Origin of the sequence: Streptococcus oralis subsp. dentisani (assembly GCF_002096685.1) — a bacterium.
Classification (GTDB): Bacteria; Bacillota; Bacilli; order Lactobacillales; family Streptococcaceae; genus Streptococcus; species Streptococcus oralis_AD.
This window is the reverse complement of record NZ_NCVA01000039.1, coordinates 250,663-276,576: the sequence shown is the minus strand read 5'-3', so window position 1 is coordinate 276,576 and position 25,914 is coordinate 250,663. Positions and strand designations below refer to the sequence as shown.

General features: G+C 41.0%; 20 protein-coding genes. 3 read left to right on the top strand and 17 right to left on the bottom strand.

Going from position 1 to position 25,914, the window contains the following annotated elements:
• The first annotated feature begins 81 nt into the window (after positions 1-81).
• Positions 82-528 carry a DUF1694 domain-containing protein gene (locus B7705_RS04185; RefSeq protein WP_084948027.1) on the top strand — a complete coding sequence of 149 codons (447 nt, stop codon included), beginning with the start codon at positions 82-84 and terminating at the stop codon, positions 526-528.
• Here the strand turns inward: B7705_RS04185 and B7705_RS04180 are convergent.
• From B7705_RS04180 to B7705_RS04125, 12 genes are all read right to left on the bottom strand, one after another.
• A complete protein-coding gene (locus B7705_RS04180) occupies positions 525-1,640 on the bottom strand; it encodes a glycerate kinase (protein WP_084948025.1) in 1,116 nt (371 codons plus the stop codon). The genes B7705_RS04185 and B7705_RS04180 overlap by 4 nt on opposite strands.
• A 9-nt stretch (positions 1,641-1,649) precedes the next feature.
• The gene (gene serB, locus B7705_RS04175) at positions 1,650-2,294 is read right to left on the bottom strand and encodes a phosphoserine phosphatase SerB (protein WP_084948021.1); all 645 of its coding nucleotides are present in this window, start codon (positions 2,292-2,294) and stop codon (positions 1,650-1,652) included.
• 61 nt (positions 2,295-2,355) lie between these two features.
• A complete protein-coding gene (glgA, locus tag B7705_RS04170; protein WP_084948018.1) occupies positions 2,356-3,789 on the bottom strand; it encodes a glycogen synthase GlgA in 1,434 nt (477 codons plus the stop codon).
• Positions 3,786-4,925, bottom strand: coding sequence for a glucose-1-phosphate adenylyltransferase subunit GlgD (gene glgD / locus B7705_RS04165; RefSeq protein ID WP_084948016.1), 1,140 nt, complete (start codon positions 4,923-4,925; stop codon positions 3,786-3,788). Before glgD ends, glgA begins: the two co-directional genes overlap by 4 nt.
• Entirely contained in the window at positions 4,915-6,057 is a 1,143-nt protein-coding gene (locus B7705_RS04160) for a glucose-1-phosphate adenylyltransferase (protein WP_000787259.1), read from the bottom strand. The genes glgD and B7705_RS04160 overlap by 11 nt, the downstream gene beginning before the upstream one ends.
• Complete coding sequence (glgB, locus tag B7705_RS04155; protein ID WP_084948013.1) at positions 6,047-7,975, bottom strand: 1,4-alpha-glucan branching protein GlgB; 1,929 nt, start codon at positions 7,973-7,975, stop codon at positions 6,047-6,049. The genes B7705_RS04160 and glgB overlap by 11 nt, the downstream gene beginning before the upstream one ends.
• 276 nt (positions 7,976-8,251) lie before the next feature.
• A complete protein-coding gene (locus B7705_RS04150; RefSeq protein ID WP_084948011.1) occupies positions 8,252-9,676 on the bottom strand; it encodes an NADP-dependent glyceraldehyde-3-phosphate dehydrogenase in 1,425 nt (474 codons plus the stop codon).
• A gap of 195 nt (positions 9,677-9,871) precedes the next feature.
• Positions 9,872-12,157 carry a type I pullulanase gene (gene pulA, locus B7705_RS04145; RefSeq protein ID WP_084948008.1) on the bottom strand — a complete coding sequence of 762 codons (2,286 nt, stop codon included), beginning with the start codon at positions 12,155-12,157 and terminating at the stop codon, positions 9,872-9,874.
• A gap of 153 nt (positions 12,158-12,310) precedes the next feature.
• Positions 12,311-14,269, bottom strand: a complete 1,959-nt coding sequence (gene ligA / locus B7705_RS04140) for an NAD-dependent DNA ligase LigA (RefSeq protein ID WP_084948005.1) — start codon at positions 14,267-14,269, stop codon at positions 12,311-12,313.
• A 91-nt stretch (positions 14,270-14,360) separates the two neighbouring features.
• On the bottom strand, positions 14,361-15,539 hold the full coding sequence (locus B7705_RS04135) for an MFS transporter (RefSeq protein WP_084948001.1): 1,179 nt from the start codon (positions 15,537-15,539) through the stop codon (positions 14,361-14,363).
• Positions 15,540-15,619: 80 nt separating this feature from the next.
• Positions 15,620-16,483, bottom strand: a complete 864-nt coding sequence (locus B7705_RS04130; protein WP_084947998.1) for an Rgg family transcriptional regulator — start codon at positions 16,481-16,483, stop codon at positions 15,620-15,622.
• A 3-nt stretch (positions 16,484-16,486) separates the two neighbouring features.
• A complete protein-coding gene (locus B7705_RS04125; protein ID WP_084947997.1) occupies positions 16,487-18,388 on the bottom strand; it encodes an ABC-F family ATP-binding cassette domain-containing protein in 1,902 nt (633 codons plus the stop codon).
• A 155-nt stretch (positions 18,389-18,543) separates the two neighbouring features.
• Here B7705_RS04125 and B7705_RS04120 point away from each other — a divergent pair, with 155 nt between their 5' ends.
• Positions 18,544-20,262, top strand: coding sequence for a phospho-sugar mutase (locus B7705_RS04120; protein WP_084947994.1), 1,719 nt, complete (start codon positions 18,544-18,546; stop codon positions 20,260-20,262).
• A gap of 110 nt (positions 20,263-20,372) precedes the next feature.
• On the top strand, positions 20,373-20,720 hold the full coding sequence (locus B7705_RS04115) for a thioredoxin domain-containing protein (protein ID WP_084947992.1): 348 nt from the start codon (positions 20,373-20,375) through the stop codon (positions 20,718-20,720).
• A 32-nt stretch (positions 20,721-20,752) separates the two neighbouring features.
• Here B7705_RS04115 and B7705_RS04110 read toward each other — a convergent pair whose 3' ends face one another.
• From B7705_RS04110 to pta, 5 genes are all read right to left on the bottom strand, one after another.
• The gene (locus B7705_RS04110) at positions 20,753-21,562 is read right to left on the bottom strand and encodes an MBL fold metallo-hydrolase (protein WP_038806131.1); all 810 of its coding nucleotides are present in this window, start codon (positions 21,560-21,562) and stop codon (positions 20,753-20,755) included.
• A 1-nt stretch (position 21,563) separates the two neighbouring features.
• Entirely contained in the window at positions 21,564-22,913 is a 1,350-nt protein-coding gene (vicK, locus tag B7705_RS04105) for a cell wall metabolism sensor histidine kinase VicK (RefSeq protein ID WP_038806132.1), read from the bottom strand.
• Positions 22,906-23,613, bottom strand: a complete 708-nt coding sequence (gene yycF, locus B7705_RS04100) for a response regulator YycF (RefSeq protein ID WP_000723165.1) — start codon at positions 23,611-23,613, stop codon at positions 22,906-22,908. Before yycF ends, vicK begins: the two co-directional genes overlap by 8 nt.
• Before the next feature lie 56 nt (positions 23,614-23,669).
• The gene (gene mutY / locus B7705_RS04095) at positions 23,670-24,848 is read right to left on the bottom strand and encodes an A/G-specific adenine glycosylase (protein ID WP_084947989.1); all 1,179 of its coding nucleotides are present in this window, start codon (positions 24,846-24,848) and stop codon (positions 23,670-23,672) included.
• A gap of 84 nt (positions 24,849-24,932) precedes the next feature.
• Entirely contained in the window at positions 24,933-25,907 is a 975-nt protein-coding gene (pta, locus tag B7705_RS04090) for a phosphate acetyltransferase (RefSeq protein ID WP_084947986.1), read from the bottom strand.
• Positions 25,908-25,914 lie beyond the last annotated feature (7 nt).

The following is a 25,914-nucleotide window of genomic DNA, read 5'->3' as shown; positions in this document are numbered from 1 at the left end:
TTGTGCAAATTTTCCTTAACTTTATAAAGTAATCGCTTTCTTTGGTCTGTTTTCTTGTGTTTTTTGTGATATACTGTTTTTATGACAGATTTATCAAAACAACTACTAGAAAAAGCTCATGGTGGGCCAAAACTAAACCCGGATGAACAACGTCGTTTTCTCGGCACTTTCGAGGAAAGAGTTCTTGGCTACGCGGATATAAGTACTGCCAATAGTTCTGAATTAGAACATGGATTTTTCTCTATTTTAGAAAGTTTTCAAGAAAAGGTAGAGATACTTTTTGTGAAGATCTCACCAAATATCGAGTTTGACAAACAGGTCTTTTACTTAAGACAAGCAAAGGAAAGCAACTGTCAGGCGACTATTGTTTCAGACGATCATATCACTTCTCCTTTCGGTCTTGTCATTCATACAAATGAACCTGTTCAAGTAGACGAAAAGGACCTTAGACTTGCATTCTCAAGCCTCTGGGAAGAGAAAAAGGCAGAGCCACCTAAAAAATCCATCTGGAAAAAATGGTTTGGTTAATCCTTCCTCAAATTTAATAAGCGACCAATATTAGTAGATGTGTGCTCCAAATAGAGGCTTGCTTTTTTCAGACTCTCTTCCAAAGGTTCACTTTTCTCTAAAATAGAAAAGGCTGCTTGTATATTTTCGAATGGTAGGGGAGGCAAATCATCAGCAAGACTACCGCAAATAGCGATAACAGGAACTCCGTTAGGGGTTCTTTTTGCTACACCGATAGGAGCTTTCCCAGCAAAGCTTTGACAGTCCAGTCTGCCTTCTCCGACGATAACCAAGTCGGCACCTGCAACTTTCTTATCAAAGTCAATCAAATCCAAACAGGTGTCAATCCCAGATACGATACTAGCCTGAGCAAAGGCACAGAGACCAGCAGCAATACCCCCACCTGCTCCTGCTCCTTTCAGAGATAGGGTGGAAGGTGAGAATTTTTCATAGAACTCCTGTATAGCCAGATCTACTGTCTCAAACAAAGCAGGATCCAAGCCCTTTTGTTTTCCAAATGTATAGGTTGCCCCTTGATAACCGCATAATGGGCTCACGACATCTGCTAAAATGCGGATTTTCACATCTTCAGGAATCCTATACAACTTGCTATTTGAAACTGACTCGAACTCAAGCAAAGTCTGACCGCAAGCTGGCAATTCTTTTCCATTCTTATCATAAAAACGATAACCTAAGCCAGCAGCAATGCCTATCCCACCGTCATTACTAGCCGTACCACCTACACCGATATAGATTTCTTTCATCCCTTGATCAATGAGATGGCGAATCAACTCTCCAATACCGCGAGTTTGGATGTGGAGAGGATTTCGTTTCTCATGAGGGATCTTTCCTAAACCAACCAAGTCAGCAACTTCAAAGAGCGCTGTTTGATTTTTCTGAAAGTAGCGCATGGTTTCTTTTTGACCAAAAGGTCCCGTCACCTCTTGCCATTTTTCTTTGAGTTCAAGAGAATGGCGAATAGCATCTACAGTTCCTTCCCCACCATCACCAACAGGGCAAAGCAGACATTCTACATCCGCTATTGACTGTTCGAAGCCTCTTTTTATAGCTTGAGCGACCTCTTCTGCCGTCAAACTTTCTTTAAAAGAATCGGGTGCAATTACAATTTTCATAGTTCCCTCTCATTCTAAGAAATCAATCAAAGGCAAAACTTCTAAAAGATCCCTCGTATCTACATGACAAACTACTTCAGCTTTTACGACTTCTTTGGCACAAAAGGCTATACCGTGACCTGCTGACTTTAACATCAAGAGGTCATTGGCACCATCACCGATGGCAATCATTCTTTCTTTGGGTAGTTTTAATTCTTTTCTCCATTTCTCAAGAGTAGCTTGTTTTACTTGGGCTGTCACAATTTCACCAACTAGTCGACCTGTTAAAAAGTCATCTCTGACTTCCAACTGGTTGGCAGAGAAATAGGAGATACCAAGGGATTTTGCCAACCTTTCAACTATTGGTGTAAAGCCACCAGAAACTAGACCGACTAGAATACCATTCTTTTGAAGTATGGAGATAAATTCTTTAGCATTTTGGGAAAGATGAATGGATTTGAAGACAGTATCAAAGACCGAAACCGGAAGACCTTTTAACAATGCGACTCTCGCTCGTAAACTCCTTTCAAAGTCTAGTTCACCTTGCATTGCTTGATTGGTAATCTTTGAAATTTCCGCTTCGCAACCTGCTTCTCTTCCTAAAAGATCAATCACTTCCTCTGCTATCAGGGTGCCATCAACATCCATGACACAGAGGCCCATTACTTGAGTCATCACTTCTCCTCTTTTCTAAACAGCCCAAAAATCGTATGAAAGAATCATACGATTTTATCTATTAGTTGACTAAACTATGGTACAAGTCAAGATAAGACTTACAAGCCGTGTCCCATGAGAAATCGCATTCCATAGCTTGTTTTTGTAGATTTCTCCAAACATCTGGCTGGTTCTTATAAACATCCAAGGCTGTTTGGAAACTCCAGTTAAGCCAGTATGGTGTTAAATTGTCAAAGCTAAATCCAGTACCAGTTCCTTCGATTGGATTGAAGGATTGAACTGTATCTCTTAGTCCTCCAACCTCATGAACCAATGGTAGCGTTCCATAACGCATCGCCATCATTTGAGACAAACCACATGGTTCAAAACGACTCGGCATGAGGAAGAGATCACAAGCTGCGTAGATTTCTTGAGCAAGTTTGACGTCAAAAGTGATATTTGCTGATAGCTTGTCAGGATAGACTTGAGCAAACCATGAGAAAGAATGTTCAAAAGCCGGGTCACCTGTTCCTAAAAGGACTATTTGAACGTCCTCCTGTAAGAAACGATGCAAGCTTTCTACAACGACATCAAAGCCTTTTTGGCGTGTCAATCGAGAGACAATCCCAACTAGCAGAACATCTGCTCTCACAGGTAACCCAACTCTCTCTTGCAATTTTGCTTTGTTTTGTACTTTTCCTGACAAGTCATCCTTATCAAAATGATAGTCTAAAAGAGCATCTGTCTCAGGATTATAAAGGTCTGCATCAATACCATTGACAATACCTGAAACCTTACCTGACTCCATACGAAGAATCTGGTCCAAACCGCAACCGAACTGACTAGTCATAATCTCATGTGCATAGCTAGGAGATACGGTTGAGACACGATCCGCGTAGAGAATACCTGCTTTCATCCAGTTAAGACAGTCATTCCAACGAAGGGTTCCATCAGCATACCGTTCAAAACCAACACCAAACAAATCCCACAACATTCCTTCAGAAAACTGACCTTGGAATTCCAAATTGTGAATGGTTAAAACGGTCTTGATTCCTTGGTAAGCCTGAATCCATCTGTATTTTTCCTTCAAGAGAAAAGGAATCATAGCGGTGTGATAATCATGAACATGGAGAAGGTCAGGAATAAAGCCGATGCGTTCCATGGCTTCAAGAGCAGCCAGTTGGAAAAAGGCAAAGCGTTCACCATCGTCAAAATCACCGTACACATGGCCACGGAAGAAATAATATTGATTATCAATGAAGTAGAAGGTAACCCCATTCAAGACCGTTTTCTTAATACCACAGTACTGTCTACGCCATCCTACACTAACTTCAAAGTGGAGAACATCCTCTATCTGGTCACCAAACTTAGCTTCTACCATATCATAGTAAGGCAAGAAAACTGCAACTTCGTGCCCTGCTTTTACAAGTGATTTGGGAAGGGCACCAATGACATCGCCCAAACCACCTGTTTTTGAAAAGGGTGCTCCTTCTGCCGCTACAAATAAAATTTTCATGAGTAAATGTCCTCTGTTACTGTTTCACCCTTCTTAACTACAACTGGATGTTCTGCTGTTCCTCGAATGACAACACCGTCCGCAACTTCAACTCCTTTGTCTAGGATGGCATATTCAACTTGGGCACCCTGACCAATCACAACACGAGGGAATAAAATGCTGTCTTTCACCACACTATCTTTGTGAACATAAATGTTACGTGATAGGACCGACTGAACTACTTCACCCTCTATGATACTACCAGAGGCGAACTGCGAAGTACTTACCTTAGAGGTGTTTGAGTAGTAGGTTGGTTCTTCATTCTTAACTTTTGTATAAATCTTCTGATTTGGTGAGAAAAGAGAGTAGAATTTTTGAGACTCCAGCATATCAATATTGGCTTGATAATAGGATTGAACGGAGTGAATATTGGCTAGATAGCCCGTGTATTCGTAAGCAAAAGCACCTTCTTTTACAGCCAAATCGCGGAGAACATAGCGTAATTTTTCTGGATATTCTTTTTGAACTTCTTCTTCCAAACGCTTAATCAACCACGGAGTATCAACGACGAATATATCTGTAGACATGTTGAAAAGTTCATCTGTTGATTTGGCATCAAAAAGTTTATGAGAAAGAACATGGTCTGTTTCATCCACTTCCAAGATGGCATTAACATCTGAAATATCCTTTTTAGGTAATTTCTTATAAACAACTGTAATCGGACGACCGGCAGTAGTATGTAAATGGAACACTTGATTGAGGTCAATATTCACCACGATATCACAGTTAAGTGCAACCGTCTGATTTGATCCTGAACGTTTCAAATAAGTGAGAAGCTGTTGGTAATATTCTTTCCCAACTGTGCTACTTTCAACACGCGTATTATAAATACCTAGATAGTAGTGACTGAGAAGGGTAGATAAGCCCCACTCACGTCCTGAACGAATGTGGTCAAAGACTGAACTGATATTATCTTGTTGGAAAATTCCAAAGACACTACGAACACCAGCATTTGCAAGGCTAGAAAGAGGGAAATCAATTAAACGATATTTTGCTCCAAATGGCAAGCTAGCCACCGGACGGTGTTCTGTTAACGTTGACATATCGTGAAAACCAACGGTGTTTCCTAAAATGGCTGAATATTTATCAATCTTCATCTGTTGCTACCCCCACTACTTCATCATATCCTACTACTTGTACTTCGTCTGTTCCATCAATTTCGACACCTTCAGAAATAACAGCACCTTCACCAATGATGGCACGTTTAATTTTTGCACCTTTTCCGATAATGGCACCACTCATGATTACAGAGTCTACTACTTCAGCACCCTCACGTACTTGCGCTTCTGTTGAGAGAATGGAATGTTTAACAGTTCCATCCACGAGACAGCCATCCACAACTAAAGAATCTTCTACATGAGCGTGTTTTCCAATAAAGTTTGGTGGTGAAATCAAGTTCCGTGAGTAGATTTTCCACTGACGATCACGACTATCCAAAGCGTTGTTTGGATCAATGTATTCCATATTGGCTTCCCAAAGGGATTCAATTGTACCAACGTCTTTCCAGTAACCCTTGAATTCATAAGCATAGACACTTTCACCAGACTCAAGGTAGTTTGGAATAACGTTTTTACCGAAATCTGACATATCTACCTTGCTCTTTTCAGCGGCTACTAGCATGTTGCGTAGACGTTTCCAGTCAAAAATATAGATTCCCATAGAAGCTTTGGTAGACTTAGGTTCGGCTGGTTTTTCTTCAAATTCAACGATACGATTATTGGCATCTGTATTCATGATACCAAAGCGACTAGCTTCTTTGAGAGGCACATCTAAAACAGCTACTGTCAAGCTGGCGTTGTTGTCCTTATGAGACTGAAGCATGTCATCATAGTCCATCTTGTAAATATGGTCACCAGAAAGGATCAAGACGTATTCTGGGTTAACACTGTCGATGTAGTCAATGTTTTGGTAGATAGCGTGGCTAGTCCCTTCAAACCAACGGTTTCCTTCACTTGCAGAGTAGGGTTGAAGGATAGAAACACCTGTGTTAATGCCATCTAGTCCCCAGCTCGAACCATTTCCGATGTGGTTGTTCAAGGCAAGAGGCTGGTATTGTGTAATCACACCGACATTGTGAATCCCAGAGTTAGCACAGTTTGAAAGCGCGAAGTCAATAATACGGTAGCGCCCACCGAATTGCACGGCTGGTTTAGCAATGCTTTGAGTGAGTTTTCCGAGACGTGTTCCTTGCCCACCTGCAAGGATCAAAGCTAGCATTTCATTCTTCATTTTCTACTCCTTTTTGAGTTTTATTTGCGACAGTTTTAGTTGGTTTCAAGCGACGTTTAATCTTCCAGATACTTGCCCCCATAGCTGGCAAGGTGAAGGTCAAGGTCTGCTCATAATCCTTCCATAATCCTTCTTGAGTTTGAACCGTTTGGTTGTATTCTTTCCAGACACCACCCCATTGTTCCAATTCTGTATTCCAAACTTCTTCATAAACTCCTGCGACAGGAAGTCCGATTGTAAAGTCTTTTCGTTCAACAGGCGCCATATTAAAGATACAGACTAGCATTTCACCCTTTTTACTCTTACGAATAAAGGAAAGGACACTCTGATCTCTATTATCCGCATCAATAATTTCGATGCCATCGTAGCTGGTGTCAATTTCCCAAAGGCAACGATGCTCTTTATAGAATTGATTGAGTTGAGAAGTGAAGTACTTCATCTTAGCATTCATTGGATCTTCCAAGTTAGACCATTCTAGCTGTTCCTCAGACTTCCACTCTAAGAACTGACCATATTCGCTTCCCATGAACAAGAGTTTCTTACCTGGATGACAAATTTGATAAGTGTAGAGATTTCGCAAACCTGCAAATTGATTGTAGCGATCACCCCACATCTTGTGCATCATGCTCTTCTTACCATGTACGACTTCATCATGCGAGAATGGTAAGAGGTAGTTTTCGTTGAAAACATACATAAAGCTGAAGGTCACAAGATTAAAATCATACTTACGATAAATCGGATCTTCCTCGTAGAAACGGAGAATGTCGTTCATCCAACCCATATTCCACTTGTAGTCAAATCCTAGACCGCCCATTTCTTTCATACCAGTAATCTTTGTTGCTGATGAACTTTCTTCTGCAATCATCATTACATCTGGATGAGCTAACTTGATAACAGTGTTCAAACGTTGAAGGAAATAGTAGCCTTCGTAGTTGAGATTGCCACCGTCTTTGTTTGGAGTCCAAGGAGCATTATCATAGTCTAGGTAGAGCATATTGCTAACTGCATCCACTCGAATACCGTCTAAATGATAAAAGTCAATCCAGAATTTAATGCTAGAAATCAAGAAGGACTGAACTTCATTCTTCCCAAGGTCAAAGTTAAGAGCTCCCCAACCATAGTTATGGGCCTTATTGTGGTCTTGGTATTCAAAAGTTGGTGTTCCATCGTAATAAGCAAGGGCGTCATCGTTGATGGTAAAATGACCTGGAACCCAATCCACAATTACACCGATATTGTTTAAATGACATTCCTCAACAAAATCTTGGAATTCCTCTGGTCGCCCATAAGAGTGCTCCATAGCAAAGTAACCCATAAGCTGGTAGCCCCAACTTAATCCAAGTGGGTGAGCCATTAAAGGCATAAACTCGATGTGAGTGTAATTCATCTCAACAAGGTATGGAATGAGTTCTTCCTTAAGTTGTGCAAAGCTGTATGGACTACCATCTGGATTTCTCTTCCAAGATCCAGCGTGGGCTTCATAAATATTGACTGGTCTCTCAAAAAAGCCCCAGCGTTTTCTCCTAGCTAGCCAAAGACCATCTTTCCATTTTTTCTCTGGAATATCAGTCAGGATGGCTCCAGTCTCTGGGCGGGCCTCAAAACGAACCGCCAATGGATCAATTTTCATAATCTGGTGCCCATTTGCACGCGTGATATGATACTTATAAATCTGTCCTTCATGAGCCAGACTTGTGAAGACTTCCCAAACACCTGCTTCATTACGAACCATGGGAATTTGATGCTCTGTCCAGTTTGTAAAATCACCAACTAAGTGCACAGCCTGAGCGTTAGGTGCCCAAACACGGAAAGTAAAACCAATTTCTCCGTCTTTTTCCTCTTTATGTGCTCCTAGATAGTGCTGAAGATGAAAATTTTCTCCAGTAGTGAAGGTTCTCAATGCTTCTTGATTATTCATCCAATCCCCTTTCTTTTTGTAAGCGTTTTCTATAATTCTATTATACTATCTTTTAAAAGAACTTTCAAGCAGTTTACGGAATTTCTTAAAAAATATCTTGAAAATTTTAGAAAATATATCTTAACATCATATAATTTTTTCATTTAATTGTTGAAAAAATAAATGATTTACATATATTTTCTTAGTATAATACCAAAACATTCGTTATTTTTCAATTTTAAACTGGATTTTTTAGTAAAAATAAAAATCAGGAATGTTATTTCCTGATTTTATAAATTATTTCACATCAAAAACAATGGATTTAACATTTGTCATTGCTTCAATGCTGTATTTAATCCCTTGCACACCAGCACCAGAATCTTTTACACCAAGGAATGGGAAATTATCTGGCCCACGTTGCGTTTTGTTATTAATATGAACCGTTCCAACTTCCAGTTTTTCAGCAATTTCAAACGCCTTCTTAAAGTCATTTGTAAAGACTGAAGATTGAAGACCGAATTCTGATTCATTAGCAATTGCTACTGCTTCATCCGCATCTGCAACACGGATAATTGGGAGAACAGGGCCAAATGGCTCTTCCCATGCTAATTTCATATCTCTTGTGACATAATCAAAAAGTCCCGGCCAAATGAGATTGCCCTCACGTTTGATTGGACTGAGCGCTTTGGCACCTTTACCTTGCGCATCCTGAATCAATCCCCAAATAAAATCAGCTGAAGCATTATCAATAACAGGTGTGATATCAGCATTGTCAAATGGGTCACCAACGGTTAGCTTAGCAACTTCAGCTTGGAGCAATTCAGCCAACTTGTCTGCTACGCTTTCCACAACCAAAACACGTTTGATAGCAGTACAACGTTGTCCTGAATAGCTAAAGGCTCCACCGACGATTTGTTTAGCTGCGTGTTCCAAGTCTGCATCTTCGAGAACAATAGCTGCATCTTTCCCACCAAGTTCAAGCATGATAGGACGCATTCCAGCTAAACGACCAATTCGCTCACCGATCGGTGTTGAACCTGTAAAGTTAATGAAGTTCACTTCCTTGTGTTCAATGATGTAGTCTCCGATTTCAGAACCACGTCCAGTTATCGTATTAAATACTCCTGCTGGAATACCTGCCTCATCAAAAGCCTTGGCTAATAACAGACCTGAGATAGATCCTTGTGTTGGTGGTTTAAACATGACGACATTCCCTGCAATCAAAGCTGGAGCAATCTTAGATCCAGAAAGGTTAACTGGATAGTTAAATGGCGCTATAGCTAAAACGACACCAACTGGCTCACGACGGACAACGGCTAGTTTGTTTTTACTTGCAGCTTCAAAACCGCCCCCTTCCATTGCTTGTCCAGTGATACGGAGACCTTCTTCTGCAGCAAAACGAATCAAATCTGCTGTACGTACTACTTCTCCAATGGCTGCTTTTATCCCTTTAGCGACCTCTTTGGCAAGAATTGTACCAATTTTTTCTTTATCACGTTCCAAAATGTCTGCTGTCTTATGCAAATAGGCTGCACGCTCAACTGGTGCTAAATCACGCCATGCTGGGAGAGCTGTACGCGCAGCTTTCATAGCCTCATCTACTTCAGCTTGACTCATAGCTGGTACTGTCCCCAGCTTTTCCTGATTAATGGGTGAATAGATTGTAATTTCCTTTTCAGATGATTTCCAATTTCCATTTACTAAATTTTGATATCTTGCCAATTTTCTTCCTCCTGAAAATTATTAAGACTTATTTTATCAAATTTTCAGAAAATTACAACCCTTTTTGTGAAAAAATTGAGATTTTTTTCACAATCTTGATCCTTCAAATTATTTGAAACTTAATTCTACTCTTCATTAAAAACCTCATAAATGACAAAAAGGATTAGATAATCTAACCCTTTTTACTACATTAATTTATGAGAGCACTTTTAAAACTGCGACACTAATATCATCAATAACATTTTCTTGTTTTGAACGACTGTTGGTAAGGAACATTTCAAGCTTACCTGCATTTTCAAAGTAGAAGGAGGTTCCCTTAGCATTAAATACCACTAATAGATGTTCTGATCCACCGTGAATCTCATAGACAATCCACCCGCTATTTTCAGCAGCTGTGTGGACAAAGACATGACGGTAAACTTCTTCGTATGTAGGATAGGAGAAGGCACTGGTCTGTGTTTTCAGTCGAATAATCTGACGGACAAACTCAATGCTTTCTTGTCTTTCATTGATCAAATCCCAGTTTACCTGATTGACACTATCAGGTGCATTGTAACTGTTCATAGCGCGTTCTCGGTCTGCTGGAGTGAGTTCTCCGTGTTCACCAGTTGGAATCAACTTAGTTCGTCCAAACTCTTGACCAAGTTCCATAAAGGACATACCTTGCATGAGAAGGTTCATGGCTGTCGCTGTCTCGACCTTGCGCATAATCTGGTCGGAACTCTGATCAGGATGAAGAGTTGCCAACAAGTCATGAAGATTGTAATTATCATGGGCTTCTACATAGTTAAGGACTTGGTTTGGACTAAGATATGACCCCAACTCTCGGCTACCAAGAATTGCCTTGGCTACGATTGGTTCTGTGGCAGCACCACTGACAAATCCTGACTTGATTGTACCATAAACTTCTCCTCCTTTGACCGCATCACGCTGATTATCGTTGAAGAAACCTATATTTGGCATCTGGTAGGCATTGTCCTTTTTAGCCTTGTCATAAGGAGCTAGACCTGTCCCCATATCCCAGCCTTCTCCATAAGTGAGAATACGCGGATCAACTTCATCAAGTGCCCAACGAATTGCCTGCATGGTTTTGACATCGTGGATTCCCATCAAGTCGAAACGGAAACCGTCAACATTGTATTCTTTCACCCAATAAAGGAGTGAGTCAATCATATACTTGCGGTACATTTCGTGTTCACTTGCGGTTTCATTTCCTACTCCCGTACCGTTTTGAAAAGTTCCATCACGATTCATACGATAGAAATAATCGGGAACAGTTGTCTGGAATGGAGCGTCAACTGTTGAGAAGGTATGGTTATAAACCACATCCATAATGACACCGATTCCTGCATCATGATAAGCCTGAATCATGGTCTTGAGGTCTCGAATAACTTGTCCGGGATCATCTGGATTACTAGAGAAACTTGTTTCTGGAGCATTGTAGTTTTGAGGGTCATAGCCCCAGTTATAGGTTACATTTCCGTTCTCGTCATATTCCTTATGGCGATCAAAGATTGGTTGGAGTTGAACATAGTTGCAACCAAGTTCTTTGATATAGTCAAAGGCGGTTGCTTGACCGTATTGGTTAACCGTTCCAGTCTGAGCAGCACCCAAGAAGGTTCCGCGGAGTTCTTCAGGAACACCAGATGTAGGCGATTTTGTAAAATCACGAATATGCATTTCACAGATAACTGCTTTACATGGATTATCCAAACGCCATGGCGCTTCTGTCCCATGTTTGACTTCGAATCTTTCTACTTGTCTGTCCTGATGAGAAAGAATTACAGAACGTTTCCCGTCAGGACTTGTTGCAGTTGTGTAAGGATCTCTCGTCAAAGTCTGGTGGTGAGGAAATTCAATTTGATACTGATAAGCCTTACCAGCAAGATTTTCATCTAAGTCTAGACTCCACACACCAATGGTATTATACTTATGACCATATGAATAGCTATTACCACGCTCTAGATTAAAGGTTTTCCAAATCGATGCATCGTTGCTGGTATTTTCATATACAACCACCTGTACAGCTGTAGCTGTAGGAGCCCAAAGTTTAAAGCTTGTCTGATAATCTGAAAGGCTATAACCTAGTTCTCCTTGGTAGCCCCAGTGGTGATCAAAGCTAGCGCTATGGATTGCTTTATCAAAGGCAAATGGATTTTGATCTTTGTAGTAAGGACTAGCAATAGCTGGGTTTTCAGAATAATAAACAATCTCATCGCCCTCTAAAATCCATGCTTCTGTTAGCAAGGGATAGTAGTTAAAACGTACAAGATATTCTTTTAATACACCATCTATCTCGGCTTTGAAGGTGAAACTATCCACCTTTTCCTGACTAGTCACGGTAAAAGAAAACTGAAGACCAAAATAAGTGGTCTCTGAAGTTAAAGAGCTTTTGTTTTCATCTCGGTCTGTGCTAAATGAGCAAGCTCTATAATCTCCATTTTTTCTATGAAAATGGAGAAGAACGGGATAATTGTACATGTTTTTTCCTAATTTCTAATTTCTATTTTAATTTTATTTGATTCTGATGGATTCAGTTGGCATTTCATCACGATGGACAACAGATTTTAACCATGTCAAAACACATCAGGAGAGATAGTTTGAGACTAGCTGTCGCCTAATTTTCTACTATCATTACATACTTTCCAGCCAGGCTTCATCTCGAACTTCAATACCAAGTTCTTGTGCTTTTTGGAGCTTGCTTCCTGCATCCGCTCCTGCTACGACTAGATCTGTTTTCTTGGATACACTGCCTGTGACTTTGGCACCAAGACTTTCGAGTTTGCTTTTGGCTTCTGAGCGTTTGAGGCGTTCCAATTTTCCTGTCAGAACTACTGTCAAACCTGACAAGGCCGCATCTGCCACTACTGTCTGTCCTTTGTAGTCCAGATTAACTCCAGCTTCTTTCAACTCGTCTAAAAGAATCTTCGATCCTTCTGTAGCAAAATAAGTCTGAAGACTTTGCGCAATTACACTCCCCAAGCTTTCGATACTTGCTACTTCCTCTGGGTCTGCTTGGGCTAGATTTTCAATAGAGTGGAAATGTTGGAGCAAGAGCTGACTAGCCTTACTTCCGACATGGCGAATTCCCAGACCAAACAAGAGCTTTTCAGCAGAGTTTTCCTTGGATGCTTGAATGGCCCGATACAGTTTAGAAGCAGACTTTTCCTTGACACCTTCTAAAAGGAGGAAATCTTCTTCTTTCAAACGGTAAATATCTGCCACATCTTTGACTAAATTGGCAGCAAAAAGCTTTTCAACGATAGATGGACCAAGGCCTGTAATATTCATGGCATCTCGAGAGGCAAAGTGAATCAAGCCTTCCATAATTTGAGCAGGACAGCGAGGATTGATACAACGTAGAGCAACCTCATCTTCGAAATGAAGTAACTGACTGTCACAGCTTGGACAGTTAGTCGGAATATCTAGTTTTTCTTCAGAAACACGCTTGGACTCTACAACACGCAAGACAGCAGGGATGATGTCCCCAGCCTTATAGACGATAACCGTATCGTCTTTGCGAATATCTTTTTCGGCGATATAATCTACGTTGTGGAGAGTTGCACGACTGACGGTTGTCCCAGCAAGCTGAACTGGTGTCAGATTGGCAGTTGGGGTCACAACACCCGTACGACCCACTGTCCAGTCAACTGAAAGGAGCTGGGCTTCTTTTTCCTCAGCAGGAAATTTGTATGCTACTGCCCACTTAGGCGCTTTAACTGTAAAACCGAGTTCTTCTTGACCTGCTAAGTCATTGACTTTAATAACCACTCCATCAATATCGTAAGGTAGATGTTCCCGTTCTTGTCCAACTTCTTGGATAAAGTCCCATATCTCATCTATACTTTTAGTCAATATTCGTTTAGGATTAACCACAAAACCAAGCTGTTCAAGATGCTTCAAGACCTTTTCTTGACTATCACGAGTAGAAGGGCTGGCTTCTTGATAGAGAAACGTTGCAAGATTGCGTTTGGCTACTACTGCCGTATCCAGCTGACGCAAAGTTCCAGCCGCCGCATTACGAGGATTAGCAAATTCAGGCTCCCCATTTTCTTGGCGAGCTTGGTTGACCAGGTCAAAAGAAGCGCGTGGCATATAACACTCTCCACGAACGGTAATATCAAGTTTTTCTGGCAAGGTCAAAGGAATGTCCTTGACACGCTTGAGGTTTTCTGTGATATTCTCACCAATAGAACCATCTCCACGTGTCGCCCCAACGACAAAAATCCCCTTTTCATACGTAAGTGAGATAGACAAACCATCGATTTTCAGCTCACAGATATAAGTGGGATGGGCTAACTCCTTACGAACACGCGCATCAAAAGCTTCTAACTCTTCACGTGAAAAAGCATCCTGCAAACTATAAAGAGGATACTGATGACTGTATTTTTCAAAACCATCTAAAACCTTACCACCAACGCGATGGGTCGGACTGTCCGCTAAAACTTGATCTGGATAGGTAGCTTCCAATTCGACCAACTCTCGGTAGAGGCGATCGTACTCGCTATCTGAAACCGAAGGATTGTCACTCGTATAGTACTCCGTCGCATAGCGGTTGAGTAAGGCAACTAACTCATTCATTCTTTTATTCATAAAACCATTTTACCACAAACCAAGCCCTCCTCACAATGGAGAAGGGCTGAAAAATAATTAATAGTGAAATATTTTTTTAAGTCAAAGAAATTTATACCTTTTTTTCAAAACGATTTCGAACATAAATGAGAGATATACAAGACAGGATGACAACCCCGCTTCCAATTATCAGGAAAGAAGAGAGATGAACACTTGGCAGTACTGTCATAAAGCCTTTTGCAATTGGCATAAAGAGAATGGCTAAAGTAAAAATGGTACTCAGCACCCTACCTAAATATTCACTTTCAACCTTGGTTTGAACCTGAGTAAAAAAGTGAATATTAAAAATCGTCATAAACAGTTCACAAACTAAATTTCCAGAAAAGGAAAGAAAAGTTGGCAGTGGTAATCCCATCATAAAAACTCCAACTCCAGTCAAAGCCAATAGAATCAAAAGATTATAAACACTTGCCTTTATTTTGCTAGCTAGAAGAGCTCCGATAATCGAACCAATAGCGCCCATAGTCAAAATAGTTGCATAAGCTCCTTCTACCCCATAAAGCCGTTCTGAAAAAGGTAGGAGAAATTCAAAAGCTGCAAAAAAGAAATTAACACTGGAAGCTACTATCAGAAGGAAAAAGATTTCTTGCTGGTGCCAGATATAGGCAAGTCCTTCTTTCATATCAGCAAAAATATTTCTCCAACTAAAAGTCTTTTTCTCTTGTTCCTGAGTCTCTTTTTTGGGGAGGAAAGCTACTAAGGTAAATGCAATGAAAAAACTAATGGCATCTAAAATAAGCGTCATATGGAGACTGGCAAATTGTAAAACGATGAAAGAAAGCACAGGGGAGCTAACGCCTACAACCTGCAAAACGAGCTCTAAGCGAGCGTTATATGTCACAATCTCGTCTTTTTCTACAACTTCAGTTATAATGGCTTTATTAGCCGTACGAGAAAATGCAAAAGCAACCGCCTGAACAATATTGGCAAAAATCAAGGCAGCAATCATTAAGCTATCATTTCTGATGAAAGAAATAGCTAAACAGAGAATACCACAAATCAAGTCTGTCGTCATCAAAATTTTGCGACGCGAAAAGCGGTCTGAAATCACTCCACCAAAGGGATTGACCAGAATGGATGTGACGAGTTCAGAAATTTGATAAATCCCAAGAACAGTCTGTCCTATCGTTCCCATTGATGCTAACCAAACACTGTTTCCATAATCATAGAGCATATTTCCTATCTTATTAATAGCACCACGACTAACCAACTGGATTGCATGTCGATTCATATAAAAAGCTCCTCTCAAATTTTGAAACTATTGTATCAAAACTGAAAGGAGTCCCTTCGCTTTTCCCTTATTTGGGAAATTTAAGGATTTACAAATTTTTCATAATGTTCCTGATAGTAAGCTACTTGCTCTGGAAGTCCGAGCACATCAAAAATATGCATGGCTTCCTGCATCTGACTACAACCCTCTTCTTTTAGGTCCCTCTGGTAGAGGGCGAAACCTTTGAGATAATGGAAGATATTGCGCTCATAAAGCTTGATACCATTTCCAATTAACTTCTCCACATAGCTCTCAAAATAGGCCGCATCCGCAAAGGAACGGTTTTCCAAACAATGCTGGTAACAGTTAAGAGCTAAAATCAAAACGAGTTTTCGATGCCGACCAATTTCTTTGTAGTAGTCTTCTCGCTCCATGACTTCTCTGCCAATCCGAGCTACATAGTCCACATTGTAGAAAGTATAGAGATTCCCGAAAAGAATCAACTCATACATAGTCCATTCTTCTGTTTGAAAAAGATAATCTGCTACCTTTTCCAAATCACTCTGCTTCATCGTGTAACTAGCATCTCTTTGGCAAATCAGACCTTGTAGCAGAATCCAATTCAGCTCAAAATAAAGGGGATTGGTCGAACTCTTAGCCTTTTCAAGTTGTTCTCTTTGAAGCTTTTGAAAACCTGCAATATTATTTGAGTAGTAAAGCGGAATAATCTGTGCCATCAAGGCAACATGTTCATGATTTTGAAAATCCCTAGCCTTATCCATGAAATTTTCAATAGTCACATGAATATTGTCCAAAATCTCAAAGAAACGAGAAACTGCTAGATCAGACTCCCCAAGCTCGAAGCGAGATAATTGAGAGGTTGAACACGATTCACCTGCCGCCTCTTTTAAGGAGTATTTCCCACTTTTACGAAATTCACGAAATACCTTTCCAAGATGTTCCATTTCTTATACCTGCTCCGATAATTCTTCCCACTCAAGCATGGCTTCTTCCTGACGATGGCTGATTTTATCCAGTTCAGCCTGCAATTCCATGAGTTTTTCAGCATCATTGGTTTCCAGCATTTTTTCAGAAATGGCTTGGCTTTGAGTTTCTAACTCTTCGATTTCAGCCTCTAAACTCTCTATTTGACGCATGAGCTTACGGGCTTCTTTCTGACTTTCTTTCTGAGCTTGGTAGTCATTGACTGGACTTGCTTCTTTTGCTTGATTGCTAGTTGAAGCTTCTTCTGTCTGGCTGACTTCCATTTCAGCCTTTTTATCAACATAGTAGTCATAATCTCCAAGGTAGAGGGTTGAACCACTCTCAGACAATTCCAGAACATGAGTGGCTACACGATTGATAAAGTAACGGTCGTGACTGACGAAAAGAAGGGTTCCATCAAAATCAATCAGAGCATTTTCTAACACTTCCTTGCTATCAATGTCCAAGTGGTTGGTCGGCTCGTCAAGAATCAGGAAGTTATTGTTTTCCATTGAAAGTTTTGCAAGAAGCAAACGAGCTTTCTCGCCACCAGACAGCATTCCAACTGACTTCTTAACATCATCACCAGAGAAGAGGAAGGCACCTAGGCGATTGCGGATTTCAACCTCTGGTATCAATTTAAAGTCATTCCAGAGTTCATCCAGAACAGTATTACTAGGTGTTAACTTGCTTTGAGTCTGATCGTAGTAACCAACCTCAACATTTGCTCCAAAACGCTTCTCTCCTTTGATAAAAGGAATATGATCTACTATTGACTTGATAAAGGTTGACTTCCCAATACCATTTGGTCCTACGATGGCAACAGCATTCATCTTACGGAGGTCGAGATTGATTGGCTCTGACAATATTTCCTCATCATAACCAATGGCTGCATTTTCAACGGTCAAAACAACATTTCCCGACGTTTTTTCAGACTGGAAGGTCATGTTGGCTGATTTCTTGCCAGCTTCAGGTTTGTCCAAACGCTCCATTTTTTTCAATTGTTTCCGGCGAGATTGGGCACGTTTGGTTGTCGAAGCTCGTACTAGATTACGATTGACAAAGTCTTCCAGAGCAGCGATTTCCTTCTGCTGCTTTTCATAGTTCTTAGCTTCCGTTGCTAGCTTTTGCTCTTTTTGTTCAACAAAACAAGAGTAATTTCCCACATAACGGTCTAAAGAATGCTTGGTCAAATCGAGCGTAATCGTAGCAACCTTATCCAAAAAATAACGGTCGTGGCTAACAATAATGAGTGCACCGCTATAGTTCACCAAGTAATTCTCTAGCCAGGCTATGGTTTCAATATCCAAGTGGTTGGTTGGCTCGTCCAAAACCAAGAGATTAGGCTTTTCAAGGAGCATTTTTGCTAGAGCCAGACGAGTATTTTGACCACCAGAAAGCTCAGCAATTTTCATCTGCCACATAGATTCATCAAACTTAAAACCATTTAAGATAGCACGGATATCAGCTTCATAGGTAAAGCCGCCTGCTTGACGGAAATTCTCTGACAAACGGTCATAATCCGCCATCAGTTTATCCAATTCAGCGCCAGACTTTTCACCCATCTCCAGTTCCATCTGATGAAGTTGTTTCTCAGTCCGACGCAAATCATCAAAGACATGGAGCATTTCATCGTAGATGGTATTCTCAGACTCAAATCGACTATCTTGGGCTAGGTAAGACAGAGAAATATCTTTTTTCTTATTGATTTCCCCACTAGTTGGCTCCTCTTCTCCAACCAAAATCTTCAAAAGAGTAGACTTACCCGCTCCATTTCTCCCAACGAGGGCAATCCGATCTCGTTCATCTACTTGCAGATTGATATTATCAAAAAGAACCTCTCCTGCAAATGAACGTTCAATTTTATTAGCTTGTAAAATAATCATATAGGTAGTATAGCATGTTTCCCTAAGGGGTTCAAGACTATAGAATCCATTTCATTTCAAGCTTTTTCAGAAAGTTATGCTAACGTTTTACTAAAATGATAAATCGTGATATAATGAAAGCGATTAAAAGAATTTACAAAAAAAGGAGATCCTCTATGACTTACCAAGAAAATTATCAAAAATGGTTAGATTTTGCTGAACTTCCAGACTACCTTCGTCAGGATTTGGAAAACATGGATGAAAAAACAAAGGAAGATGCCTTTTATACCAATCTTGAATTTGGTACTGCTGGTATGCGTGGTTTGATCGGCGCTGGTACTAACCGTATCAATATCTATGTTGTCCGTCAAGCGACTGAAGGTTTGGCTCGTTTGATTGAGTCAAAAGGTGGAAATGAAAAAGAACGCGGCGTGGCAATTGCCTACGATAGCCGTCACTTCTCTCCAGAATTTGCCTTTGAATCCGCTGCAGTTCTTGCAAAACATGGTATCAAATCTTACGTATTTGAAAGCCTTCGTCCGACTCCAGAACTCTCATTTGCAGTTCGTCACCTCAACTGTTTTGCAGGTATCATGATTACTGCCAGCCATAACCCTGCACCATTTAACGGTTACAAGGTTTACGGTGAAGACGGTGGACAAATGCCTCCTCACGATGCAGATGCCTTGACGACTTACATCCGCGCTATCGAAAATCCATTTGCTGTGGAAGTTGCTGATGTCGAAGCTGAAAAAGCTTCTGGTTTGATTGAAGTAATTGGTGAAGCTGTCGATGTGGAATACCTTAAAGAAGTCAAAGATGTAAACATCAACCCAGCCTTAATTGAAGAATTTGGTAAAGACATGAAGATTGTCTACACACCACTTCATGGTACTGGTGAAATGTTGGCTCGTCGTGCTCTTGCCCAAGCAGGATTTGACTCTGTTCAAGTCGTTGAAGCGCAAGCAACTGCCGACCCAGACTTCTCAACTGTAAAATCTCCAAACCCAGAAAGCCAAGCAGCTTTTGCACTTGCTGAAGAACTTGGTCGTCAAGTTGGTGCAGATGTTCTTGTCGCAACTGACCCTGACGCTGACCGTGTTGGTGTTGAAGTTCTTCAAAAAGATGGTAGCTACCTCAACCTTTCAGGTAACCAAATCGGTGCTATCATGGCTAAATACATCTTGGAAGCCCACAAAAATGCTGGAACTCTTCCTGAAAATGCAGCCCTTTGCAAATCTATCGTATCAACTGACTTGGTAACTAAGATTGCTGAAAGCTACGGCGCAACCATGTTCAACGTTTTGACTGGTTTCAAATTTATCGCTGAAAAAATTCAAGAATTTGAAGAAAAACACAACCACACTTACATGATGGGATTTGAAGAAAGCTTCGGTTACTTGATCAAACCATTCGTACGTGATAAAGATGCTATCCAAGCCGTTCTTGTCGTTGCTGAACTTGCTGCCTACTACCGTTCACGTGGTTTGACATTGGCTGACGGTATCGAGGAAATCTACAAAGAATACGGCTACTATGCTGAAAAGACCATCTCTGTTACTCTTTCAGGTGTCGATGGAGCTGAGCAAATCAAAGCGATTATGGCTAAGTTCCGTAACAATGCTCCAAAAGAATGGAACGCAACAGCTATCACTGTTGTAGAAGACTTCAAAGCACAAACTTCTACTACTGCTGATGGTATTGTAACTGCCTTAACAACTCCTCCAAGTGATGTTTTGAAATACACTCTTGCGGATGGTTCTTGGATCGCTGTTCGCCCTTCAGGTACAGAACCAAAAATCAAGTTCTACATTGCCGTTGTGGGCCAAAGCAACGAAGATTCACAAGCTAAGATTGCCAACATCGAAGCAGAAATCAATGCCTTTGTAAAATAAGCAAGATGAAAGATGAGATAAAACGATCTCATCTTTTTTTCGTATCAAATCCGAGCAATTTTAGAAACTTTGTGGCATACTAGTTTTATCAAAAAAAGAGAGGTATTCTTATGAATCAGTTTTTAGAAGATATTAAAGACCTTGAAGTGACTACAGTTGCACGTGCCCAAGAAGCACTCGATAATAAAGAAACAGCAACCTTCTTCATCGGTCGCAAAACTTGTCCTTACTGTCGTAAATTTGCTGGCACATTGGCAGGTGTCCTAGCTGAGACCAAAGCCCACATCTACTTCATCAACAGTGAAGAACCAAGCCAACTCAATGAGTTGCAAGAATTCCGTTCACGTTATGGAATCCCGACTGTTCCAGGCTTTGTCCACGTTGCAGATGGTCAAATCAATGTCCGTTGCGACTCTTCAATGTCAGCACAAGAAATCAAAGAATTTGCAGGATTGTAAAAGACAATAAAAGAAGGCACTCGCCTTCTTTTTTATATATCTGTCAGTGGTGTTGCGGTATCTGGGGAAGTATCGTAAACTTTAAAGTCTACTCCTACACCCAAATCAGCTTGTGCTAGCTGATTGACCATGGTCATATGAGCCAGTTCCTTGATATTGTTCTCTTTGGACAAATGCCCAAGGTAGATTTTCTTGGTTCGATTTCCCATTGCACGAATCATGGCCTCAGCACCGTCTTCGTTAGAGAGGTGACCAAGATCAGATAGGATTCGCTGTTTGAGTCGCCAAGCATAAGAACCTGCTCGCAAGATCTCCACATCGTGGTTGGACTCGATGAGGTAACCGTCAGCATTCTCGACAATTCCTGCCATACGGTCACTAACATAACCTGTATCGGTCAGCATGACAAAGCTCTTGTCGTCTTTCATAAAGCGGTAAAACTGGGGTGCTGCCGCATCGTGGCTGACCCCAAAACTCTCAATGTCGATATCGCCAAAGGTTTTGGTTTTACCCATTTCAAAAATGTGCTTCTGGGATGAATCAACCTTACCGAGGTACTTGCTATTTTCCATAGCCTGCCAAGTTTTTTCATTGGCGTAAAGATCCATACCATACTTTCGAGCCAAGACACCGACTCCATGAATATGGTCTGAATGCTCATGCGTAATCAAAATCGCATCCAAATCTTCAGGCTTGCGATTGATTTCAGCTAGCAGGCTGGTAATTTTCTTACCAGACAAGCCTGCATCCACTAAGATTTTCTTTTTTGGCGTTTCCAGATAAAAGGAATTTCCACTGGAACCTGATGCTAAAATACTGTATTTAAAGCCTATCTCACTCATTCTAGTCTTCTACTTCATCCTCCCAGACTTCTTCTTTCACTGCCTCCTTATCATAAGGGAGCACAATGGTAAAGGTTGACCCCTTACCGTATTCACTTTTGGCCCAAATAAAGCCATTGTGTTGTTTGATGATTTCCTTGGCAATAGCCAGACCTAGACCAGTTCCACCTTGAGCACGACTTCTTGCACGATCCACACGGTAAAAGCGGTCAAAAATCTTCGGCAAATCTTGTTTTGGAATACCTAGACCTTGGTCTTTGATAGATAAAATCATCTGGTCTTCAGTGGTTTTCATGCTGACAGTAATTTTCCCACCATCTGGTGAGTACTTGATGGCATTGTTAAGAATATTATCAATCACCTGAGTCATTTTATCGGTATCAATCTCGATCCAAACTGAGTTGATTGGGTAATCTCTAACCAGCTCATATTTTTTCTCCTCATCCTGACTTCTCATCTTATCAAAGCGGTTGAGGATAAAGGTAATGAAGGCCGTAAAATTAATCAATTCCACATCCAACTGAGTGGTCGCATTATCAATACGAGAGAGATGCAAGAGATCTGTCACCATCCGCATCATACGGTTGGTTTCATCGAGCGAAACCTTGATAAAATCAGGAGCAACAGGATCATACAAGGCTCCCTCGTCTAAGGCTTCAAGATAGGACTTAACACTAGTCAAAGGTGTCCGCAACTCATGGCTAACATTAGACACGAAGAGTCTCCGTTCACGCTCTTCCTTCTCCTGTTCAGTCGTATCGTGCAAAACGGCAACCAAACCAGAAATGAATCCAGACTCACGACGAATGAGTGCAAAACGCACACGAAGACTAAGATATTCTCCATTAGCATTTTGGGAATCAATCATCAATTCAGGAATCTGTGTAATGAGGTCACGCAGTTCATATTCATCCTCTATCTTAAGCAATTCTAGGATGCTTTTGTTCAATGCTTCTTCTTTTACGACACCCAGCTGTTTCTTGGCCATATCGTTAATCATGGTAATTTGACCACGGCGATTGGTCGCTAGTACTCCATCTGTCATATAAGAAAGAATACTGTTAAGCCTTTTTGTTTCTTGCTCCAAATTCTCCTGCGTTAAACGAATGACCTCAGACAAGTCATTAAGATTATTGGTGATGTTGGTGATTTCAGAGCTTCCCTGCATATCCAATACTCGAGAATAATCCCCTGCAATCAAATCTTTAATCTTTTGATTAACCTGCTTTAGACGAATATTATCCCGACGATTTTCCAGTAACAACAAGGTTACCACCAAGATAAAGCCAAGTAAAATCAGGATAAAGATAAAATCACTGGTCAGAATCGTTTGTCTAATATCTTCAATCATTATTTCTCATATAGTAACCCACACCACGACGTGTTAGGATGTATTCTGGACGGCTTGGAGTGTCTTCGATTTTTTCACGCAAACGTCGGATGGTCACATCCACTGTACGAACATCACCAAAATAGTCATAACCCCAGACAGTCTCAAGCAAGTGTTCACGCGTAATAACTTGACCAATGTGAGAGGCCAAGTGGTACAAGAGCTCAAACTCACGATGAGTCAAATCCAGTTCCTCACCGTATTTCTTAGCCACATAAGCATCTGGAACGATTTCCAAATCACCAATCTGAAGGGGTTGGGATTTCTTTTCATCAGTTTCTTGACTATCCACTGAAGCAAGGTCTGTACGACGAAGTAAAGCCTTCACACGCGCCTGCAATTCACGGTTTGAGAAGGGCTTTGTGACATAATCATCTGCCCCAAGTTCTAAACCGATAACCTTGTCAAACTCACTATCCTTGGCTGAGAGCATAATGATAGGCACACTGCTAGTCTTACGAATTGTCTTAGCAACTTCTAAACCATCGATCTCAGGAAGCATCAAATCTAGAATAATAATATCAGGTTGCTCCGCCTCAAATAGCTCGATGGCTTCTCTACCGTTAAAGGCTGTTACAACCTCATAGCCTTCCTTGGTCATATTGAACTTAATAATATCTGAGATTGGTTTCTCATCATCTACAACTAATATTTTTTTCATATGTTCACCTTTTCTCTATCTATTATAACAAAAAAATGTAAAGAAGGCACAAATGGCTAATATCGGCCCTCATCTTCAAGAACTGTTTTATAAGCCTGCCAAATCTTTTGTTGAGGTTTAGCAAATGGATAATCAGAAAATTCCTGAGGAGAAACCCAGCGAATTTCTCTGTCATCAAACTGTTTCGAATCTGTCACCTGACCCGCTAGGATTTGAATATGCCATTTCCGATGGCTAAAGACATGCTTGACTTGATCAAATACTTGATGGGACCAATTAACTTCTAAGTCATAATCCTGCTCAAAACTTTCTTGGGGTGTTGGACCAAAAGCAACGCTTTTTTCAGCAACCTGAGCAAATAGATTCAGCTGTTCTTCTTCCTGTGAGAACTCCTCTACTTCTATCAAGGGGAAATGCCAAAAACCAGCTAGCAGTTTCTCACTTTCGTTTTTCTCAAGTAGATATTGACCTTGAGCATTGCGCACAACCAAAGCCTTGAGATAGATTGGGAGAGGCTTTTTCTTGGGTTCTTTAATTGGATAAGAATCCATAGTCCCATTCTGATACGCTGCGCTAAATTCCTTAACAGGGCTTTCTTCTGGTCGAGGATTAACTGGTGCCTCTATATCAGACCCTAAGTCCATCAAGGCTTGATTAAAGTCTCCTGGTCGTTCTGGATCAATCAAGATTTCCATCGTAGCTTGGAAGATCTTTCGATTGCTGGGAACTCCGATATCATGATTGACCTCAAACAAGCGAGACAAAACTCGCATGACATTGCCATCAACTGCTGGCTCGGGTAGATTAAAAGCGATACTGGAAATTGCTCCCGCAGTGTAGGGACCAATCCCTTTTAAACTAGAAATTCCTTCATAGGTGTTTGGAAATTGACCACCAAAGTCAGCCATAATCTGCTGGGCTGATTTCTGCATGTTGCGAACTCGGGAGTAATATCCCAACCCCTCCCATGCTTTTAGCAAACGCTCTTCAGGCGCATTCGCCAGACTTTCAACAGTTGGAAACCAGTCCAAAAATCGTTCATAGTAGGGAATGACTGTGTCTACTCTAGTCTGTTGGAGCATAATTTCAGAAACCCAGATATGATAAGGATTTTTACTTCTACGCCATGGTAAATCCCGTTTGTTTTCATCGTACCAGTTGAGGAGTTTCTCACGAAAAGAAATGATCTTCTCCTCTGACCACATCTCAACTCCGTATTCTTTCAAATCTAACATATATCTAGTATAACATAGAAGCTCCTAACTGTCCTTTTCTCAGTACTAAAAAGCCCCTTCCTTTAGTAGAAGAGACTCCATTTCTTATTGATTGATCGCCTGAGCTGCTGTGATAAGGGTCAACTTGTACACATCATCTGCATTACATCCACGAGAAAGGTCGTTTACTGGTTTATTCAAACCTTGCAATACAGGACCTACAGCCGCGAAGCCACCAAGACGTTCTGCAATCTTATAGCCAATATTCCCCGCTTCGATACCAGGGAAGATAAAGACAGTTGCTTGCCCAGCAACGTTACTTCCTGGAGCTTTCAATGCTGCAGTTTCAGGGTGGAAGGCCGCATCAAATTGCAATTCTCCATCGATTTCAAGGTCAGGACGCAAATCGTGTGCAATTTTTGTTGCTTCAACAACTTTATCAACACTATCACCAAAACCTGAACCTTTAGTAGAGTAGCTCAACATTGCAATTTTAGGTTCGATGCCAAACATTTTAGCTGTAATAGCCGAGTTGATAGCAATCTCAGCCAAGGCTTCCGCATCTGGATTGATATTAATGGCACAGTCACCAAATAGGTAACGTTCCGTACCACGAACCATGAGGAAGGCACCTGACGTACGAGTAACGTTTGGACGAGTTTTAATGATTTGTAGGGCTGGGCGAACTGTTGAGGCAGTTGAGTGAATAGCCCCTGACACCATACCGTCAACCAATCCCAAGTATACTAGCATCACACCAAAGTAGTTGACATCTTCAACCAAAACTTTACGCGCTTCTTCTTCAGTCATTTTGCCCTTACGACGCTCTACTAAGGCAGCAACCATTTCTTCGAATTGAGGATAGTGTTGGGGATCAATCACTTCATAACCATCCATGATCCCCTCGATTTCGAGATAAATTTTGATTTTTTCTGGGTTCCCAAGCAAAACAGGAACAACTTCTGTTTCTTTTACCAAGCGTTTTGTTGCTTGAAGGATACGTGGTTCTTCCCCTTCAGGTAGAACAATACGAGCATTTTTGCCAACTAAACTGGCTTTCAGACTTTCAAAAACTTCCATGAGTTTC

Coding starts and splice junctions, on each gene's coding strand:
- B7705_RS04185 (WP_084948027.1), top strand. CDS start 82: ATGACAGATTTATCAAAACAACTACTAGAAAAAGCTCATGGTGGGCCA.
- glgD (WP_084948016.1), bottom strand. CDS start 4,925: ATGAAGATTGATAAATATTCAGCCATTTTAGGAAACACCGTTGGTTTT.
- mutY (WP_084947989.1), bottom strand. CDS start 24,848: ATGTTAGATTTGAAAGAATACGGAGTTGAGATGTGGTCAGAGGAGAAG.
- vicK (WP_038806132.1), bottom strand. CDS start 22,913: ATGATTGAAGATATTAGACAAACGATTCTGACCAGTGATTTTATCTTT.
- B7705_RS04110 (WP_038806131.1), bottom strand. CDS start 21,562: ATGAGTGAGATAGGCTTTAAATACAGTATTTTAGCATCAGGTTCCAGT.
- pulA (WP_084948008.1), bottom strand. CDS start 12,157: ATGTACAATTATCCCGTTCTTCTCCATTTTCATAGAAAAAATGGAGAT.
- B7705_RS04125 (WP_084947997.1), bottom strand. CDS start 18,388: ATGATTATTTTACAAGCTAATAAAATTGAACGTTCATTTGCAGGAGAG.
- glgB (WP_084948013.1), bottom strand. CDS start 7,975: ATGAATAATCAAGAAGCATTGAGAACCTTCACTACTGGAGAAAATTTT.
- B7705_RS04120 (WP_084947994.1), top strand. CDS start 18,544: ATGACTTACCAAGAAAATTATCAAAAATGGTTAGATTTTGCTGAACTT.
- B7705_RS04115 (WP_084947992.1), top strand. CDS start 20,373: ATGAATCAGTTTTTAGAAGATATTAAAGACCTTGAAGTGACTACAGTT.
- B7705_RS04160 (WP_000787259.1), bottom strand. CDS start 6,057: ATGAAGAATGAAATGCTAGCTTTGATCCTTGCAGGTGGGCAAGGAACA.
- yycF (WP_000723165.1), bottom strand. CDS start 23,613: ATGAAAAAAATATTAGTTGTAGATGATGAGAAACCAATCTCAGATATT.
- ligA (WP_084948005.1), bottom strand. CDS start 14,269: ATGAATAAAAGAATGAATGAGTTAGTTGCCTTACTCAACCGCTATGCG.
- B7705_RS04135 (WP_084948001.1), bottom strand. CDS start 15,539: ATGAATCGACATGCAATCCAGTTGGTTAGTCGTGGTGCTATTAATAAG.
- serB (WP_084948021.1), bottom strand. CDS start 2,294: ATGACTCAAGTAATGGGCCTCTGTGTCATGGATGTTGATGGCACCCTG.
- B7705_RS04130 (WP_084947998.1), bottom strand. CDS start 16,483: ATGGAACATCTTGGAAAGGTATTTCGTGAATTTCGTAAAAGTGGGAAA.
- pta (WP_084947986.1), bottom strand. CDS start 25,907: ATGGAAGTTTTTGAAAGTCTGAAAGCCAGTTTAGTTGGCAAAAATGCT.
- glgA (WP_084948018.1), bottom strand. CDS start 3,789: ATGAAAATTTTATTTGTAGCGGCAGAAGGAGCACCCTTTTCAAAAACA.
- B7705_RS04180 (WP_084948025.1), bottom strand. CDS start 1,640: ATGAAAATTGTAATTGCACCCGATTCTTTTAAAGAAAGTTTGACGGCA.